The following is an 18,473-nucleotide window of genomic DNA, read 5'->3' on the forward strand; positions in this document are numbered from 1 at the left end:
TCCGGCAAAGGCGACCTATCCCATGGCGTGCCGGATCGTCTTGGAAAGGCGCAACAGGAAATCGGGCCTCGACGAGGCGACGAGCTTCCATGACAGGACGGTTCTCGCCATGCGGCGGGGAAGGACGCCGACGGAGACAAACCAGGCTGCCAGCATCGCACGGCGGCGGCGAGATCCGTTCATTCTCAGGCTGGCGAAAGCCCCGGCGGCCGCCAGGCCAAGCCTGGAATCGCCAGCGACGGGATGCTGGCGCCTGTCCATGCAAAGCGATGCCAGGCGCTCTTCCAGATGGACGGGATCATGGAGGCCGACATCCGGCGGCACTTCCAGACCGATCCCGGCGGCCTGTTCCGCCAGGGCCTCCAGCCGGTGGAAGTCGTGCTGCACCCGCCAGCGCGCGCGCTGGCCGAGCTTTTCGGCAAAAACGGAATGGTTGGCGCCATGCATGCGGTAGGCGCCAAGGCAGTCGTCGATCGACGTCACGTCTCCATGGAGAGGCGCGACGGTGGCCAGATATCCATCGGCGCCCTGCCGGAAACGCGTCTCGGGAACCGGCATGACCTTGTCCAGGGCCGAACGGCCGAAGGCCAGACCGCTCGTGACGGTGGTCTGGTAGCGGCCCTTTTCCAAAAGCTTCGGCGTGACGTCGCCGGAATCGAACGGCAATTCCGGAGGCGGAAATACGTCCTTCACATGCAGTTGCTCGTCGACGACATGCAATCTGAACTGCAACTGGGCGGTATTGTCCTCCCAGGCATCGATGATGTCGGAGACCGCATTCGGATAAAGATAGTCGTCGGCGTCGAGAAACAGCACGATCCTGCCGTGGCTCGACGCAAAGCCGGTGTTGAACGCCGCGGCGTGCCCGCCATTCACCTCCCGCAGGCATGCCTTGATCCGCGGCCCGTAGGAGGCAATGACATCGACCGTATCGTCCGTCGATGCATCGTCGACGACAATGACCTCCGCATTGTCGTAACTCTGCTCCAGCGCGCTATCGATGCTGCGCCTGAGAAAACGCCCGTAATTGTAGTTTGCAATAACAATGGAAACCGGAACGTGGTCTTGGATGGAATGCATCGCATTGAACCTCGCAGTCTGCTTTGGTCGCGGCGAACCTTCTCATTCAGGTCCTGTGGATAGCCCGTTACCGACGCAGCCGCCCTTCACGGCAGGAAACTGCCCTCACGGATATGCCGGTCAACGGATGACGGGGATCATGCCTGATCCACCTGTAACGCCACGAGCCTCTTCGGCTTTATGGCTTTTGGATGACCTGCCACTCAGGCCCGCACACCGCGCGCGGCCACGGAAACCAGGGAATCAACCCGCAGATGCCGGGCCGGGACGACATTCCTTGCGCAAACACGAACGATTTCGGCGCGGAAACTTGCCATCGTCCCTGAAGAGCCCGATGGAACCGCCGAAGCGGAAGAAACCGGCTCCCTTCCAGAGATTGCACTGGAATATCAATAGCATGGTGCGGCTCCAACCCGGCGCCGGGATGATCTTCCGACGGCTCCGCGTCCGGCTTTGCGGTCGCTGGCCGCGCTTCGGGGGAAAGTCCGCGCTTGCCCACCGGCCTTTAAGATGCATAGTGTCACGCCAGCGGTGACTGATCGACGTGCCTACCATCATTTCCTTTCCGGGAGACGAGAGAATGCGGCGACAGGCGAAAGTCTTGCTTGTATATCCGAGGTTTACCGGCGCCTCCTTCTGGAATTTCCGCGAAGCCTGCGAGCTTGTCGGCGCGCGTTATCCGGCGCCACCCCTCGGCCTGATCACCGTCGCGGCCATGTTGCCGCGGGATTGGGAGCTGCGGCTCATCGACCGCAATGTCGAGGAACTCTCCGATCGCGACATGGACTGGGCCGACCTGGTGCTGACGGGCGGCATGCTGCCCCAGCAGGTCGATGTCCTTCATATCATCGAGCTGGCGCACTCGGCCGGCAAGCCGGTCGCCGTCGGTGGCCCGGATGCGACCTCGAGTCCGGAGCTCTATGCAAACGCCGACTTCCGCGTCCTCGGGGAGGCGGAGGACGTCATCGATGCCTTCGCGGAGGCCTGGAGGGCGGGGGAAAAGAAGGGCGACTTCTCCGCGCCGAAATTCCAGGCGGACGTCACGCGGACGCCGGTTCCGCGCTTCGATCTCCTCACGTTTTCGAACTACACCTTCATCGGCATCCAGTTTTCCCGGGGCTGTCCGTTCACCTGCGAATTCTGCGACATCATCGAACTTTACGGGCGTGTTCCACGCACCAAGTCGACCGCGCAGATCCTTGCCGAACTCGATACGCTCTACAGCCTCGGCTACCGCGGCCATGTCGACTTCGTGGACGACAACCTGATCGGCAACAAGAAGGCCGTGAAGGCATTCCTGCCCGCGCTGATCGAATGGCAGAAGGCGCGGCACTATCCGTTCGAATTCTCGACGGAGGCCTCGCTCAACCTTGCCGACGACAAGGCCCTGCTCGACCTTCTGGCGGAGGCGGGCTTCTTCACGGTGTTCGTCGGCATCGAAAGCCCCGACGAGGAGGTCCTCAGGGCGACCCAGAAGAAGCAGAACACGCGGCGCGACATCGTCGCCAGCATCGACAAGATATATGCCGCCGGCATCGTCGTGATCGCCGGCTTCATTCTGGGATTCGACGACGAGACACCGGGTGCCGGCAAAAGAATGGCCGCGCTGATCGAGGATGCGTCAATCCCCGTCAGCATGGTCGGCCTGCTCTATGCCCTGCCCAACACGCAGCTTACGACCCGGCTGCAGAAGGAAGGCCGGCTATATCTGGACCATGGCGTCGACATGGACGACGGGAGCGCCGACCAATGCGTGTCCGGGCTCAATTTCGCGACGAAACGTCCGCGCATCGATATCCTGCGCGACTACCATGGCGTCGTTTCCTCCATCTATACGCCGCAGGCTTTTTTCGGCCGGGTTTCCCGCGTGGGCAGGAAGCTGCGCGTGAGGCATGTCAAGGGAGGCTTCAACTGGGGCCGGACCTGGGTGGATGCCCGGCGGTTTCTCCACTTCACCGTCGCGGGCACCCTGAAGCGCCCGAGATTTGCCGGACAGATGGCCCTGATGATCGCCAAAGGCCTGTGTTCCAATCCGGCGGCGCTTCCGCATATGTTCAAGATGGCGCTGCTCTATGCCCATCTCGGCCCCTTCAGCCAGTATATCGGCCGCGAGATATCCTCGCAGATCGGCGCGATCGAGAAGCGTCCCGAACCGTCCCGGACCGTGCCCGGGAACGTGAAGGGCGACAGGCGGGGCGAGCGCTCCGGGGCACCATCGGTGCAGGAATACGAGGTCGAAACAAGGCTCCGGTAACACATCGAGTGCGGCGGATCAGAGCCTCGGCGGTCGACGCCGGTTTTCACAAGTCGGCATCACGACATAAAATCCGTCGCTCAAGCGAATCGCCCGGAACCTTCCGTGGTAATGCGCTGGCCAGATCCCCCCGCTCCGGGATCGGCCGCTTTGGGCGTGGCGACGATAACTCCAGAGCCGGTCGGGCCCGAAGGCCGATTTCCTCAACCCATGATCGATTTGTGCAACGTCACCACAATAATGTCACGAAGCGCCATATATCTTGGCATTTACTGCCATGGCGGTTGTCGACGGGCAACGAAACGCGGCCACGGCACCACAGGATCAGATTGATTTCGCATACGGCTAACCCCTCCATTCAGAACTCAGCCTTGGATGAGATACAGATGACGACGACTGCTCGGCCGACCTTCGCGATACTCGCGGTTGCCATGGCGATGGCAATCGCGATCCTTGCTTCGACGGGAACGGCGATCGCGCAGGATAAGCAGAGCCCGGTCGAGCTGGCCCAGGCCGATGTGAGCAAGGCCGTTCGCCAGGATGTCGCCAACGAGGTCCGCATTGCCGGTTCCCTGACGCCCATCCGCCGCTCGACGCTCACGTCAAGGGTGTCCTCGACGATCCTCGAACTGCCCGTGCAGATCGGCGATGTCGTCAGGACCGGTGATCTTCTCGTCCGCTTCGACACGGAGGCGCTCGCATCGGCCGTGACGGCCCGAAAGGCGGAGATCGACGCCCTCAACGCCCAGATCGTGCTCGCCGAAGCGGTGCTCGAAAGAAACACGACATTGGGTGAACGGGGCGCCGCGTCGGAGGCGACGCGGCTCGAAGCCCAGGCGAACGTGCTCAACCTGCGCGCACAATTGAGGTCGAAACAGGCCGAGGTCGCCGATGCGGAACGCTCGCTCGCCTATGCGGAACTGCGGGCCGAGTTCGATGGCGTCGTCGCCGCCCGCCCCGTGGAACAGGGGCAGACGGTGCCGCTGAACACCGAGCTCATGACCATCGTGGATCTCAGCCGGATGGAGGTCGACGCGGGTGTCCCCACGAGCCGCATCCCCCTCGTCCGGCTCAAACAGCTCGTGGAGCTGAGCGTGGAAGGCTTTCCGGGCCGCACGTTTACCGGCGAGGTCGTCCGGATTTCACCCACGGCGGTCGCCGGATCTCGTGCCGTGCGCGTGTTCGTCGCCATCAACAATGACGAAGGCCTGCTGCGCGGCGGCATGTTCACGACCGGAATTCTCAAGGTCGACGACCAGAAGGGCGTCATTGCCCTTCCGGCGGCCTCCATTCGGCACGATGCGGAGGGTTCGTTCGTCCTCAAGGTGGAAGGCGGCGTCTTGCGCAGGCAATCCGTGGCGCTCGGCACGAGCTGGACCGACCGGAATCTCGTGGAAGTGTCGGGCATAGACGAGGGCGATGTGATCGTCACGGCCCCCCTGCCCGATCTCGTCGCAGGTACGCCCGTCACCATAGAGGACATCTGACCCTATGTTCCTCACCCGCATCAGCGTCAAGCACCCCGTCTTCGCCACCATGATGATGGTGACGATCCTTGTTCTCGGCCTGTTTTCGTACAGCCGCCTCGGCGTGGACCTGTTTCCGGAAACCGACCTGCCGATCGTGGTGGTCGCGACCACCTACACCGGAGCATCGCCGGCATCGGTCGAGAGCGAGGTCTCGCGGCCGATCGAATCGTCGCTGAACACCATCGGCGGCATCGACACGATAACCTCGGAATCCTACGAAGGGCGCTCGATCGTCGTCGTCCAGTTCGAACTCGACGTGGATTCGCAGGTCGCGGCGCAGGAGGTGCGCGACAGGGTCGCACGGCTTGAGGCGACGTTCCCCGACGGCGTGGATACCCCGCAGGTCACGCGTTTCAATCCGGACGACGAGCCGATCCTTTCGGTTGCCGCATCCTCGTCCAGCCGGACGCTGTCCGAGATCACCACGCTTGCCAACCGTGTCATCACCAACCGCCTGAACGTCATTTCGGGCGTCGGCCAGATTTCACTCGTCGGCGGCAGCGAACGACAGGTCCTCGTGGTCGTGGACCCCGATCGTCTGGAAGCATATGGCGTGAGCGTCGTTTCCGTCATGGACGCGATCCGCCGCGAAAACCAGGATCGCGCCGCGGGAACGCTCATATCCGGCATCAATCAGCGGATCGTGACGGTCGAGGGGCGCATAGCGGATGCCGCTGGCTTCAACAGCATCATCGTGGCGCAAAGCGGCGGCTATCCCGTCTACCTTTCGGATGTGGCGACCGTCCTCGACACGGGCGCGGAAGTGACCAGCCGCGCGACCTATCAGGGCGTCACGTCCCTTGGGCTGGACATCGTCAAGGTGCAGGGCGCGAACACGGTCGCGGTGGCGTCCGCGCTCCGCAACGAGATTTCCGTGCTGAACGCCGAGCTCAAGAAAGAGAACGTCCAGCTCACCATCACGCGCGACAATTCCCGCCCCATCGCCGCGCAGGTTTCCGAGGTGCAGCGCACCCTGATCGAAGGCGGCGTCCTGACCGTGCTGATCGTGTTCGTGTTCCTGAACTCGTGGCGGTCCACGGTCATCACCGGGCTGACACTCCCCATTTCCGTCATCGGCACATTCGCCGTCGTCTACGCTCTGGGGTTCACGCTGAACACCATGACGCTCATGGCCCTGTCGCTGTCGATCGGCATTCTCATCGATGACGCGATCGTCGTGCGCGAGAACATCACCCGCCATCTGCAGATGGGCAAGGACCATGTCCGGGCGGCGCTCGATGGCACCAACGAGATCGGCCTTGCGGTGCTGGCGACCACGCTGTGCATCGTCGCCGTGTTCCTGCCCGTCGCCTTCATGGGCGGGCTGATCGGCCGCTTCTTCCTGCAGTTCGGCGTCACGGTCACCGTGGCCGTGATGATCTCGCTTTTCGTGTCCTTCACGCTTGATCCGATGCTTTCGAGCGTCTGGTACGATCCTCAATCCCAAAGGGGTGCCAGGCGAGGCGTTCTCGGCCGGCTGGTCGAGCGGTTCGACCGGTGGTTCGAGGGGCTTGCGGGCCGGTATCGCTCCGTCATTCACTGGACATTCGACCACCGGAAAACGACGATCGCCATTGTCGTCGTCATGTTCGTGGCCAGCCTGCTGCTCGTGCCGCGCATCGGAGCCGAGTTCCTGCCGCCCGCCGACCAGGGGGAAGTGAGCATTTCGCTCGAAGCCAACCAGGGCGCCTCCCTCGACTACATGGCCGCCAAGGTCGGCCAGGTCGAACGGGCGCTGCGGGAATTCGACTATGTCGCCTCGATGTATTCCACGATCAATTCCGGCGGCGCCCGCGGGTTCAACCAGGCCATGGTGGCCGTGCAGCTCGTGCCCAGCATCGACCGGACGCTGACCACGTCGGAAACCATCGAGCCCATCCGCCAGCGGCTCTCGCGGATCGCGGGCCTTGAGATTTCCGTCGGCCAGTCGTCGGGAGTGGGGGGATCGTCAAAGCCGCTGCAGCTCTCGATCCTGGGGGACGGCGACGAGGAACTGCGGCGGATTTCCGATCAGATCACCTCGGCGCTCGCCGCCATCCCGGGCGCGACGGAAATCGAGTCGTCGATCGAGAATGTCCGCCCCACCTTGGCGGTCAGGGTGCGCCGCGAGGCGGCAAGCGACCTGGGCGTGTCGATCGCGACGATCGGCGACACGCTCCGGCCTCTTGTCGCAGGCGACGCGATCTCCGTCTGGAACGCACCCGACGGCGAGTCCTACGACGTCACGGTGCGCCTGCCGGCGACCGGCCGGCGCGATGCCGCACAGCTTCGCAATCTCACCATCTCGACCGGCCGCACGGACGAAGACGGCAAGCCGATAACCGTCCTGCTGGACCAGGTCGCCGACGTCGTCGAGAGCACGGCGCCCGATGCGATCACCCGCAAGGACCTGTCCCGCGAGGTGCGCATATCGAGCAATATCGAAGGCAGGGCCCTGGGCGACGTAACGACGGATCTGAATGCCGCGATCGCCAGGATGGACATCCCGGTCGGCTATCGCATCTCCTTCGGCGGAGATGCCGAGAACCTTGCGGAGAGCACCGGTTATGCGCTTCAGTCGCTGGTGCTGGCGGTCATCTTCATCTACATCATCCTGGCCTCGCAGTTCGGCTCCTTCATCCAGCCGATTGCGATCATGATGACCTTGCCGCTCTCCCTGATCGGCGTTCTGCTCGGCCTCCTGTTCACCGGATCGACGCTCAACATGTTCTCGATGATCGGGTTCATCATGCTGATGGGGCTTGTCACCAAGAACGCGATCCTTCTCGTGGACTATTCGAACCTGAGACGGAGGGAAGGCAAGGACCTTCGCCAGAGCCTGGCCGATGCCGGAGCAGTCCGGCTGAGGCCGATCGTCATGACGACGCTGGCGATGATCTTCGGCATGCTGCCGATGGCGCTCGGGCTGGGAGAAGGCGGCGAGCAGCGCGCCCCGATGGCTCATGCGGTCATCGGCGGCCTGATATCCTCGACCGTGCTCACGCTGGTCTTCGTGCCGGTCGTGCTCACCTATCTCGACGCCGTAGCGTGCCGCGTCAAACGCTGGCTTGCCCATCCCCCAGCAGAAGCCGCGCCGACCTCCGGCCAGTGACGGGCATCGGGCCGAAAGCCAGATGCCCGTGGCGGGGATGCATCCCCTGATGCTCTACCCGAACCGGCGGCGAGGATTATCTTGAGCGGGGAATGTCGGAACCTCGGCCCACCGGCCGTCTTCAAGACGGACAAGCCAGGGAGAACAGCAATGACCATCACCATTACCGCTTTTGAACGGTCGCCCGATGGCGGCAGGGGTCTGGCGCGCGACATGCGCGTTCGCTGGGCGCTCGAGGAAGTGGGCCAGCCTTACGACGTTCGCTTCCTTTCGTTCAAGGCGATGAAGGAACCCGCGCATCTCGCGCTTCATCCTTTCGGGCAGATCCCGACCTATGAAGAAGGCGATCTCGCCCTGTTCGAGTCGGGAGCGATCGTGTTCCATATCGCGGAGCGCCATGCGGGCCTGCTGCCGGCCGATGCGAACGCCCGGGCGCGCGCGATCACATGGATGTTCGCGGCACTCGACACGGTGGAGCCGCCGATCTTCGAGCGCACGCTCAGCAAGATCCTCGAGCGCGACGAGCCCTGGTACGAGCAGCGCCTGCGTGTCCTCGAAAGCAGCATCCGGAAACGGCTGGACGGCCTTTCCAGCCGCCTGGGCGATGCCGACTGGCTCGATGGCGCGTTCAGCGCCGGCGACCTGCTGATGGTTACGGTGCTGCGCAGGCTGCACGGCTCGGGCATTCTGGAGGAGTATCCGAACCTCTCCGCCTATGTCGCCCGCGGAGAAGGGCGGCCCGCATACCGGCGTGCTTTCGACGCTCAACTGGCGGCTTTCACCGCCGCTTCGACCGGCTGACGAAGGCCTGCCGGGGCCGGTTGCGCTCATCCAGGCTGCAGGGTCTCGAACGAGGCCGTGCGGCTGAAAACCTCGGCAAGAAGCCGTGTCCCGATATCCGCCTCCTGTTCCGAGAGCGCTGAAAAGCCGAGCAGCAGTCTCGACGTATCGGTGGAGATCACGTTCATCCGGGAAAGCGGCATGACGACGACGCCCCTCTCCAGAGCCGCGGAGGAAACGGCGGTGTCGTCGCGCCAGGTGCCGGTGCTTCTGACGGTGAGGTTGATCCCCTGATCCGGCAGCAGCACCTCCAGGTGCTCGGCCATGCGCTGGGTCAGCAAGCTTGCCAGCAGGTCCCGCGACAGGCGAAGACGCTCCCTCAGGCGGCGCAGATGCGCGGGAAAATAGCCCTCTTCCAGGAAATCCGCGATGACGCGCTGCTGGAAGGTCGGCGGGCAGCGGTCGACCGCCGGACGCACGGCCCTGAACGCGGTGACCAGATCGGTCGGGACCACGAGATAACCGATCCTGAGGCTCGGCAGCAGGGCCTTGCTGAAAGTGCCCGTGTAGAGAACCCGGTCGGCCTTGTCGAGGCCGTGAAGGGAGGCGATCGGATGCCCCTGGTATCGGAATTCGCTGTCGTAATCATCCTCCACGATCCAGCAGCTGTTTTCCTTCGCATAGGCGAGCAGTCCCAGCCTTCGCGGCAGGGAAAGGACCGAACCGACGGGATACTGGTTGGAGGGCGTCACGTAGAAGGCCTTGGGAGGCCGGATCGCGCCAGCCGTCAGCTTCTCCATGTCGATCCCGTCCCGGTCGACCGGAAGGCCGACGACGTTGATGCCATTCAGCGCCAGGCACTGTCTGGCAGGTGGATAACAGGGGTCTTCGACGACGGCCATGTCTCCCGGCGTCATCAGGACACGAAAGGCAAGGTCGAGCGCCTGTTGCGTGCCGGCCGTGATGAAGACCTGTTCGGCCGTGCAGCGGACGCCGCGCGAAACCGCAAGGTGCGCGCTGATCGCGGCCCGCAATGCCTTTTCGCCCTGGATGTCTCCATAACCTTCGAAAGCATAGTTCATGTGGCGGACCGCGATGCGGTTCAGCAGCCGCGCGGTCCGCTCGTCATGGGCGATGCGCCCGGTGACGAATGGCAAGGCCGTCTGCGGCTCGAGGCTCGGTCCGCGAGTGAGGATCGCCGTTGCGGCGTCCGACACGCCGCGGCGGACCGGATACGCGCCTTCCGCGCCGGGTCGGTCGATGCGCGCCGCGTCATCGGGAATGGAGGATGCGACATAGGTGCCGGACCCATGGCGGGCCACGGCGAAACCTTCCGCGATCAGGATCTCGTAGGCTTCCGTTATGACGCCGCGCGAGATTTTCCATTCCACGGACGCCAGGCGCGTCGATGGCAGCCGTTGCCCGGCCGGGAGCCGTCCTTCGGCAATCGCGTTCCGAAGCGAGAGATAGAGCTGCCTCGGCAGAGGCGCCGCGGACGATGGATCGATCGAGGGCCGAAAAGCCGAGGACAGTCCTTCGCGCCTCCCCTTCGGCGTCATGCGCTGCTCCCCGAAGGCTCATTCAGGTGGTTCATCCCGGGCGACCGTTCCAAGTGGCTCACGCGCCACGGGCCAAGTGGCTCTTTCATATTACAGGATAATGCATTTATGATGATCCACTTTCAAGCGGAAACTTTGCCGTTGCCGCTCGCCACCTTTGACCGCTTCTTTGCCAATCGCGGCATCGCGGTCGGCTTCTGACTTTTCACCGGCTTTCCTTCAGGAGACTTTCATGACCCCATCCCCGAAAAGGCTGCGCATCGCCGTACTCTTCGGCGGCCGCTCCAGCGAGCACGACGTTTCCGTGATGTCGGCCACCAACGTGATGCGGGCGCTCGACCCGCAGAAATATGACGCGCTGCCTATCTTCGTCACCCGTGAAGGGCGTTGGCTCGTCAGCAATTTCAGCGACGGCGAGCTCGACAGGCCCGCGGCAGGTGTCGAAATCTGTCTCGTGCCGGGAGGGCGGGGCCGGGTGCTGACGATCGGGCCTGATGGAAAGGCCGCCGAGGGCAGCAGGATCGATATCCTCTTTCCGGTCCTGCATGGCCTGCACGGGGAGGACGGCACGGTTCAGGGCCTCTGCGAAGTGGCACGCGTGCCGTTGGCCGGCTGCGGCATTCTCGGCTCGGCAGCCGCGCTCGACAAGGATATCGCCAAGCAGCTTCTGAAGGCGGCCGGACTGCCGGTCGCCCGCTCGGTGACGATCCACCAGGATGCGCCACCGGCCCTGGATACGCTCGAAACCCAGCTCGGACTGCCGCTTTTCATCAAGCCCGCGCGGCAGGGCTCGTCTGTCGGGGTCGGAAAGGTCTCAGGCAGCCAGGAATTCGCGCCGGCGCTCGCCGAGGCGTTCCGGCATGACCGCAAGCTGCTCGCCGAAGAGTTCGTTGCCGGGCGCGAGATCGAGTGCAGCGTGCTGGAAGATACGGGCGGCGGCCTCTTCGTCTCCCGCCCCGGCGAGATCGCGCCGGCCGAAAGCCACGGCTTCTACAGCTATAACGCCAAATACATCGACGAGAACGGGGCCGCGCTGAAGGTGCCGGCGGAGCTTCCCGCGGAGGTCGAAGCCGGGATTCGCGGGATGGCGGCCCGCGCCTTTCGCGCACTCGGCTGCGATGGCATGGCACGCGTCGATTTCTTCCTGATGGACGACATGCGTTTCGTCGTCAACGAGGTAAACACCATTCCGGGCTTCACCGACATCAGCATGTATTCCAAGGCCATGGCCGCAAGCGGCATCAGCTATTCGGAAACCATCGACCGGCTGGTGGAACACGGCCTGGCGAGAGCGGCAAGAGGCGACTGACATCGACGCCCGCCTGCCTGCTTTCGCTCCCTGCCTTCGACCGCCAGGCATCGTGGCCTGGCCTCAATCCCGCTCCAACCCGCTCAAAAGCAGGCCGGCGGCATCGGCGATGCGGGATTCGACATCCTGCCATGCCGGCGAATGCCCCATCAGGGCGCTGTTGACGGCGTCGGTCACGATCATGTCGTGGAAGAAGATAGCAAGGCGTTTCGTCTTTTCCGGGTCTCCCAGGAAACGGGCGATGATCGCCTGGCTTCTGCGTGGGCCGACCTGATACCATTTGGCCATCAGATCGGGAAACTGGTCCGAGGTTGCGAGGACCATCCTTTGAAAGGCGATATGCCTGGGCTGCAAAAGCTGCCGCAACAGCGTTCGGCCGAGGATTTCCAGGCCGGTGGCGCGATCCGTGCTCCCAAGATCGAGCTGTGACAGGGGGGACAGGAATTCGGTGCTGAGCTGTTCCACCACTTCGGCGAACAGGCCCTCCTTGCCGCCAAACTGACGATAGACATTCGTCTTCGACCCTCCGGCGGCGGCAACGACCTCATCAACCGTTACCGCTGCGAAACCCTTCGTCAGGAAAAGCTCGGCTGCCGCTTCGATCAGCACCTGATGGCGGGCGGCGCCTCTGGACGTCAGCGTATGGCGTTCGGTCATCGATGCTTGCGTTCCCGCTCCTGCTGCGGCGACGGCGCGTGATGGTGCGCAACGCGAAAAGCCTTACGATCAACGTGCTGGCCATACAAGAGCGACCCGATAACCACGGCGACACCGATCCCCTGGATCGGCGCGGGCACGACACCGCGCACGAAGGCATCGAGAATGAAGGCCGTAATCGGGGTCAGCAGCAACAGGGGAGCGACCGCCGCCGGTCCGGCGCCCTGAATGCCCGTGAACCACAGGACGAACGGCAATGCGGTGATCAGGAGAGCCATCACGATCAGGCCGACGACGTTCAAGCCGCCAAGCGTCTCCGGCAGGTCGTTGACGACGAGCGCCACGGCGGCAAGCTCGATCCCCGCGAAGATCATCTGCCAGGCCGTCAGGCTGACAATCGAGGACGGGCGGCCCCATTTATGCAGGAGGGTACCGCCGAGGGCGACGGACAGAGCCGCGCCGAACGCCGCCAGAACGCCGATGATATCGAGGGCGGCGCCCCCCTTCAAAACCACCATGGAAACCCCGACCGCCCCGGCCGCGACGGCCAGGAGCTTGCCTCGCGAGGGAATGGCCCCCAGCAGGGGACGGGCGAGCAGCACCATGAACAGCGGGCCAAGCGCCTGGAAGGTCGCCGCCACACCGCCCGGCAACCGGATCGCCGCGACGAACAGGAGACCGAAGAAGAGCCCGTTGTTCAAGGTCCCGAGCACGATCAGCTTACCCCACCAGGCGCGCGGGGGGATGTCCCGCGCGATCAGAAGCAGCGGCAAGCCGCCGCCGATCGCCCTGACGGCAGCGATGAACATCGGGTTGTGGGGAAGCATCGTCGTCGTGATGATGTAGGTGAACCCCCACAAAATCGTGGCGGCCGCGGCAGCAGTCTTGGGTGGAAGCGACATGGATCTCTCTTGATTTCGAACCGAAATTGATACTGAATCGTACTTAATTGATACGACTTAGTACTATTCAGGCGCATGATCAAGATCAAGCGGTCAACGGACCACGCATCGGGATCAGTCGAACGATCGTTTTCCTTCGCGGTGGCGCACGCCATCGGCCCACGCTCGCCGAGCCACTACCTTTCTGCGAGCCGCCCACGACTCCGGACAACTCAGAATAAGCTTAACATGGAATTAAATTGTTTTCGAAAATATAGTAACGGTCCTTCCGCCAAGGTTAGCTGCTTGAGGGTAATCAGGTTCGCAGAACAGGCATGGATGACCTAACCATTTTCCCAAAGGACATCCCGATGTCGCTGATGAAGCATCTGAAGATCCGCACCAAGATACTGTCCCTCCTGATCCCCATCTGTCTGATCGGGATCGGCGGCGTTGTATATGTATCGAACAGCTACAAGGCAGCCGATGCCGCCTATTCGAAATTCATCGCCGCGGACGGAGCATCCGAGATCGACATGGCGATCGCCAGCCAGCGGCTCGTCTCGCTCGCCTACGACGCCTATCAGATTTTCCTGTACGATCCCCAGACCGAAGGGATGAAGCGTGCGACCGAGGATTATAGCGCGAGCAAGACGAGATTGTTCGAACTCATGAGCGGGGCTCGCCAGCAGCTTCCTGCCGAGGCGGGCAACATCAACCGGTTCGAGGAGCAGGCGAGAGCGATCGTCGCCATAACGGACCAGGCCGTTGCGGCGGGCATGCAGAACCGCAACGACGAGGCGAAAGCCCAGCTCGTCAAAGCCGACGAGCTGATCGCCGCAACGCTCTCTGGCCTGCGCACCTGGATCAACGGCTATAGCGAGGCGATCGACAAGAAAAGCGATGCGCTCGCGGCCCAGACCGACGCAACGATCGCCCAGTCGCTCATCGGCCTCGGCATCGTCTTCGCCCTTGGCATCGTGCTGTCCATCGTGGTGACGCGACGGGAGATCACCGGCCCGATCGAAAGGCTTCGCATGCGGATGCTTACGCTCGCCGACGGCAATACGGAGGAGGACGTCGCCGGTCTCGACCGGAAGGACGAGCTTGGCAGCATGGCGGTCGCCGTGTCGGTCTTCCGGGACAACGCCATCGAGCGCATTCGCCTCGAACGCGAGACCGAGGAAAACCGGAGCCTGTCGGAGCGTGAAAGACTGGAGCGCGAAAAGCAGAAGGCACGCGATGCCGCGGAGACGCAATTTGCCGTCGATGCGCTTGCGACCGGTCTGCAATCCCTGGCGGACGGAGATGTCGGCCATCGCATCGCAACGCCCTTCGTTCCGGCGCTGGACGATCTGCGCACCAACTTCAACACCTCTTTGGAAAAGCTGCAGGAGGCCCTGAGGGCTGTCGGAGACAATGCCCGGGCCATCGACGCCGGAGCAAACGAGATCAGGGCGGCTGCCGACGATCTGTCGAGGCGGACCGAACAGCAGGCCGCCTCCGTCGAAGAAACGGCCGCCGCGTTGGAGGAGATCACGACAACGGTCAAAGATGCGACCCGTCGAGCGGAAGAAGCAGGTTTGCTTGTCGCACGCACTCGCGAAGGAGCGGAAAAGTCCGGCACCGTCGTTCGCAATGCCGTTACCGCCATGCGGGAGATCGAAAAATCCTCGGACGAAATCGGCAATATCATCGGCGTCATCGATGACATCGCATTCCAGACGAATCTCCTCGCGTTGAACGCCGGCGTGGAAGCGGCCCGCGCCGGCGAGGCCGGCAAGGGTTTTGCCGTCGTCGCCCAGGAGGTCCGCGAACTGGCCCAGCGCTCGGCCCAGGCGGCCAAGGAGATCAAGACGCTGATCATCGCGTCCAGCAGCCAGGTGCGGACCGGCGTCCAGTTCGTCGGCGAGACCGGCACCGCGCTGGAGGAGATCGTCGGGCAGGTGCAGGAGATCAACCGCCATGTCGCCGCGATCGTCGAGGCCGCGCGCGAACAGTCGATCGGCCTGCAGGAGATCAATACCGCGGTGAACACCATGGATCAGGGAACCCAGCAGAATGCCGCGATGGTCGAACAATCCACCGCCGCCAGCCACGGCCTCGCGCGAGAAGCAGCCGCGCTCACGAAACTGCTCGGCCAGTTCAAGATCGGCGCCGCCGCCCATCCCCATCAGGCAATGACGGTATCCGCCGGATACTTCGACCAAAGGGTCGCGTGAACCGACATGACGACGACGTCCGGCATGGATCAGCATGCCGGACGTTTTCGATTCCGCCGGTTGCAGCCGGCTCCGTCAGCGCGCCGCCGGAGCCGCCGTTGAATTTTTGAGGCTGTTGGTCCGGCACCGCATGCGGCGTGCCCGCCGACGGTGGCAACGCGGCGACGGAGCTTTCGCCATGTTTACAGCCCGGAAGCGCTATTGGTTGATCTCCGGCTCGACCAGCCTCGCAAGGTTTCGCAGCGACTCCTGCCAGCCAAGATAGCAGGCTTCGGGCGGAATGACGTCCGGCACACCCGCCTGCGTTATATCCACCTCGGTCCCGACCGGGACCTTTTTCAGCGTGACGGTGACTTCCATCTCGCCAGGCAGGTTGGGGTCATCGAACTTGTCCGTATAGCGCAGGCGCTCACCCGGGACGAGCTCGACATATTCACCGCCGAAGGTGTGGCTTTCGCCCGTTGTGAAGTTGCGGAAGGACATCCTGAACTTGCCGCCGACGGCTGGTTCCAGGTGGTGCACGGTGCAGGCAAAGCCGTTCGGAGGCAGCCATTTGGCGAGCGCGTCCGCCTCGATGAACGCGCGATAGACCTTCTCCGGGCTGGATGCGAGAACGCGGTGCAGGCGTATGGTGTTCGGCATGGTCGTGATCCTCTTGAATTGACGGAGTGGACAGGCCTAGGACGAACCAGACTTCGCCGATCCGACACGAGATCGATCTTTTTCAGGCGAATTTCGCAGATGTAGCGCTCACCCCCGTCGACGGACATGAGCCGCCAGCGAAAAAATCATATCCCTGGCGCGACCGGCGATGGTTCATCGCTCCTCGCGGATATGTCGCTCATCCACATAGACCGGATATTCATGCTTGGCCGTATCGACTCCGGCCAGATCGACCTCGATGGTGATGATCGGCCGATCGCTTGCGGTGCTGCCGATCACCTTGCCGGAAGGATCGATGGTAAAGCCACCTCCCCCAAACATCGGTGGGCCGCCTGCGGCATTTCCGACGCGGTTCGAGCTCACGACATAGGCGCCGGAGACGATCGCGGCCATCGAACCGGCGGTCTGCCAGGAAAACCGGTTCATGCCCGCCGCCCGTGGAACGGCGATCAACTGAGCGCCGGAGCGCCCCAGGTGGCGGGCCTTCTCGTTGAACATAAGCTCCGTGCAAAGCAGGATGCCGGTCTCTACGCCGCCGATCTTTTTCGTCGCAAAGCCGGATATGGCGGGAGCGAACCAGGCCTCCTCCTCCCAGCCTTCCTCCGCCGGGAAAAGCTGCTTGTGGTGCAGGATCTCGTAGCGGCCTCCCTCCAGGGCGAAAGCCTCGTTCGCCAGCCGGTCGCCGGCAAGCACCGGGCGCGACGATATGACGGCTGCCGGCGCCAGATCCCGCAGCGCGTCAAGAGCACGCTCGTGGAGGTTCACCCATTGGCGTGCGGCGTCGCCGTCGAAATCCGCCTGCTTCGGAAGCCAGGCTCCGAACGGCATCTCGTTGGTGACGATGATGTCCGGTCGAATTCCATCGACCTCATCCCTGATCCGCCGCCACATGTCACTTTCCGGCAGCAGTCCGTCGGGCCATTCCACAGCACATATCGTCGGCATGTCTTCCTCCACAAGCGGCGACCGGCCGTCGCATGATCCAGCGCCTCCATATGCGTCGCAACCGGTTTCGCAGCAGGTATCTACTCAAGCGCGTCGAAGCAAGTCATGCAACCATTGCGGGTCATTTGGCCCGCAATGACGCCGTTTCTTCCATCCATTCGCGCGTTCGTGCTTCCGGGTCAACATTCCGGGTGATGTCGGTGACGACGGCGGCGCTGTCGGCGCCCGCGTCGAACACGCCCCGCAGCCTCTCGACAGTCAGCCCGCCGATGGCCACCAGCGGAAGCGGCGCGACGCGCTTCTTCCAGCCGGTTATCCGCTGCAATCCCTGCGGCGCCCATTTCATCTGCTTGAGAACGGTGGGATATACGGGACCGAGCGCCACGTAGTCCGGTTCGGCGGCGAGCGCGGCCTGAAGCTCGGCTTCGTCATGGGTGGAAACGCCGAGCTTCAAACCCGCGGCCTTGATGGCCGGCAGATCGGCCGCCGCGAGGTCCTCCTGCCCCAGATGGATGAAATCGCAACCTTCCTCGATCGCCAGCCGCCAGTAATCGTTGACGACGAGCTGGGAACCGTATCGCGCGCAGATCGACTTCGCCCGGAGAATTTCGGCACGAAGCTCCTCCTCCGGCCGCTCCTTGATGCGCAGCTGCACCAGCCTGACGCCAAGCGGCACCAGCCTTTCGATCCAGTCGGAACTGTCGACGATCAGATAGAAAGGATCGAGCTTCATGCGAAGACCGCCTTGCCGACGACGGGGGTCGAGGGAACGGCCATGTCGCGGGGTTCGATCGGGCCTGCGAGATAGGCGCTGCGGCCGGCGTCGATGGCGCGCGCGAAGGCCTCGGCCATCAGGGCCGGCTCCCCTGCCCCGGCAACCGCCGTGTTGAGCAGCACGGCGTCGTAGCCGAGTTCCATGACCATGGCCGCATGCGACGGACGGCCAATGCCCGCATCGACGATCAGAGGCACGTCGGGAAAGTGCGCGCGCATGGATTTCAGGGCCATCATGTTGACGGGTCCCATGGCCGAGCCGATCGGCGCGCACCACGGCATCAGCACCTTGCAGCCGGCCTCGAGCAGACGCTCGGCGACGACGAGGTCGTCGGTGGTATAGGGAAACACCTTGAAGCCCTCGCCCGCCAGGATTCGCGCCGCTTCCACCAGGGCGAAGACGTCCGGCTGCAGCGTGTCGTGGTGGCCGATCACTTCCAGCTTGATCCAGTCGGTGCCGAAGAGCTCCCGCGCCATTTTCGCGGTCAGCACCGCCTCGGAGACGGAGTGGCACCCGGCGGTGTTGGGCAGCACCCGCACGCCCAGCGCCCGGATCATCTCGAAAAACGCCCCGCCCGCCTTGCCGCCGGCTGTCTCGCGTCTGAGCGAAACGGTGACGATCCCGGTGCCGGATCGCCGCACCGCCTCCTCCAGAACGGCCGGCGAAGGATATCGCGCCGTGCCGAGCAGAAGCCGGGAAGCGCTTTCGGTTCCATAAAACGAGATCAT

General features: G+C 63.6%; 14 protein-coding genes. 6 read left to right on the plus strand and 8 right to left on the minus strand.

Features of this window, described 5'->3' with window-relative positions:
- Positions 1-15: 15 nt before the first annotated feature.
- Positions 16-1,080 carry a glycosyltransferase family 2 protein gene (locus ACFFP0_RS05935; protein WP_377257602.1) on the minus strand — a complete coding sequence of 355 codons (1,065 nt, stop codon included), beginning with the start codon at positions 1,078-1,080 and terminating at the stop codon, positions 16-18.
- A 601-nt stretch (positions 1,081-1,681) separates the two neighbouring features.
- Here ACFFP0_RS05935 and ACFFP0_RS05940 point away from each other — a divergent pair.
- The 4 genes from ACFFP0_RS05940 (at position 1,682) to ACFFP0_RS05955 (ending at position 8,755) form a co-directional block, all read left to right on the plus strand.
- Positions 1,682-3,334, plus strand: a complete 1,653-nt coding sequence (locus ACFFP0_RS05940) for a B12-binding domain-containing radical SAM protein (protein ID WP_377257604.1) — start codon at positions 1,682-1,684, stop codon at positions 3,332-3,334.
- Positions 3,335-3,720: 386 nt separating this feature from the next.
- The gene (locus ACFFP0_RS05945) at positions 3,721-4,821 is read left to right on the plus strand and encodes an efflux RND transporter periplasmic adaptor subunit (RefSeq protein ID WP_377257606.1); all 1,101 of its coding nucleotides are present in this window, start codon (positions 3,721-3,723) and stop codon (positions 4,819-4,821) included.
- A 4-nt stretch (positions 4,822-4,825) separates the two neighbouring features.
- Complete coding sequence (locus ACFFP0_RS05950; RefSeq protein ID WP_377257608.1) at positions 4,826-7,954, plus strand: efflux RND transporter permease subunit; 3,129 nt, start codon at positions 4,826-4,828, stop codon at positions 7,952-7,954.
- A gap of 150 nt (positions 7,955-8,104) precedes the next feature.
- Positions 8,105-8,755 carry a glutathione S-transferase family protein gene (locus tag ACFFP0_RS05955; protein ID WP_377257610.1) on the plus strand — a complete coding sequence of 217 codons (651 nt, stop codon included), beginning with the start codon at positions 8,105-8,107 and terminating at the stop codon, positions 8,753-8,755.
- A 26-nt stretch (positions 8,756-8,781) separates the two neighbouring features.
- On the opposite strand, the gene pdxR is transcribed toward ACFFP0_RS05955, so the two are convergent.
- Positions 8,782-10,293: a MocR-like pyridoxine biosynthesis transcription factor PdxR gene (gene pdxR / locus ACFFP0_RS05960; protein WP_377257612.1), complete on the minus strand. Its 1,512-nt coding sequence runs from the start codon at positions 10,291-10,293 to the stop codon at positions 8,782-8,784.
- 232 nt (positions 10,294-10,525) lie between these two features.
- Here pdxR and ACFFP0_RS05965 point away from each other — a divergent pair, with 232 nt between their 5' ends.
- The gene (locus tag ACFFP0_RS05965) at positions 10,526-11,602 is read left to right on the plus strand and encodes a D-alanine--D-alanine ligase family protein (protein ID WP_377257614.1); all 1,077 of its coding nucleotides are present in this window, start codon (positions 10,526-10,528) and stop codon (positions 11,600-11,602) included.
- A 63-nt stretch (positions 11,603-11,665) separates the two neighbouring features.
- On the opposite strand, the gene ACFFP0_RS05970 is transcribed toward ACFFP0_RS05965, so the two are convergent.
- Positions 11,666-12,259 carry a TetR/AcrR family transcriptional regulator gene (locus ACFFP0_RS05970; RefSeq protein ID WP_377257616.1) on the minus strand — a complete coding sequence of 198 codons (594 nt, stop codon included), beginning with the start codon at positions 12,257-12,259 and terminating at the stop codon, positions 11,666-11,668.
- Positions 12,256-13,161 carry a DMT family transporter gene (locus ACFFP0_RS05975; RefSeq protein ID WP_377257618.1) on the minus strand — a complete coding sequence of 302 codons (906 nt, stop codon included), beginning with the start codon at positions 13,159-13,161 and terminating at the stop codon, positions 12,256-12,258. The genes ACFFP0_RS05970 and ACFFP0_RS05975 overlap by 4 nt, the downstream gene beginning before the upstream one ends.
- Positions 13,162-13,511: 350 nt before the next feature.
- Here ACFFP0_RS05975 and ACFFP0_RS05980 point away from each other — a divergent pair, with 350 nt between their 5' ends.
- Positions 13,512-15,362 carry a methyl-accepting chemotaxis protein gene (locus tag ACFFP0_RS05980; protein ID WP_377257620.1) on the plus strand — a complete coding sequence of 617 codons (1,851 nt, stop codon included), beginning with the start codon at positions 13,512-13,514 and terminating at the stop codon, positions 15,360-15,362.
- Between the two features lie 198 nt (positions 15,363-15,560).
- Here ACFFP0_RS05980 and ACFFP0_RS05985 read toward each other — a convergent pair whose 3' ends face one another.
- The 4 genes from ACFFP0_RS05985 to ACFFP0_RS06000 all read right to left on the minus strand — a co-directional run bounded on the left by ACFFP0_RS05985 (position 15,561) and on the right by ACFFP0_RS06000 (position 18,473).
- Entirely contained in the window at positions 15,561-16,004 is a 444-nt protein-coding gene (locus ACFFP0_RS05985) for an SRPBCC family protein (protein WP_377257622.1), read from the minus strand.
- A gap of 174 nt (positions 16,005-16,178) precedes the next feature.
- Positions 16,179-16,970 (minus strand): carbon-nitrogen hydrolase family protein, encoded by a 792-nt coding sequence (locus tag ACFFP0_RS05990; RefSeq protein WP_377257624.1) that lies wholly within the window; start codon positions 16,968-16,970, stop codon positions 16,179-16,181.
- A 121-nt stretch (positions 16,971-17,091) separates the two neighbouring features.
- Positions 17,092-17,703, minus strand: coding sequence for a thiamine phosphate synthase (locus ACFFP0_RS05995; RefSeq protein WP_377257626.1), 612 nt, complete (start codon positions 17,701-17,703; stop codon positions 17,092-17,094).
- The gene (locus ACFFP0_RS06000) at positions 17,700-18,473 is read right to left on the minus strand and encodes a thiazole synthase (protein ID WP_377257628.1); all 774 of its coding nucleotides are present in this window, start codon (positions 18,471-18,473) and stop codon (positions 17,700-17,702) included. The genes ACFFP0_RS05995 and ACFFP0_RS06000 overlap by 4 nt, the downstream gene beginning before the upstream one ends.

Origin of the sequence: Neorhizobium puerariae (assembly GCF_042429745.1) — a bacterium.
In the GTDB taxonomy this organism is placed as follows: domain Bacteria; phylum Pseudomonadota; class Alphaproteobacteria; order Rhizobiales; family Rhizobiaceae; genus Neorhizobium; species Neorhizobium puerariae.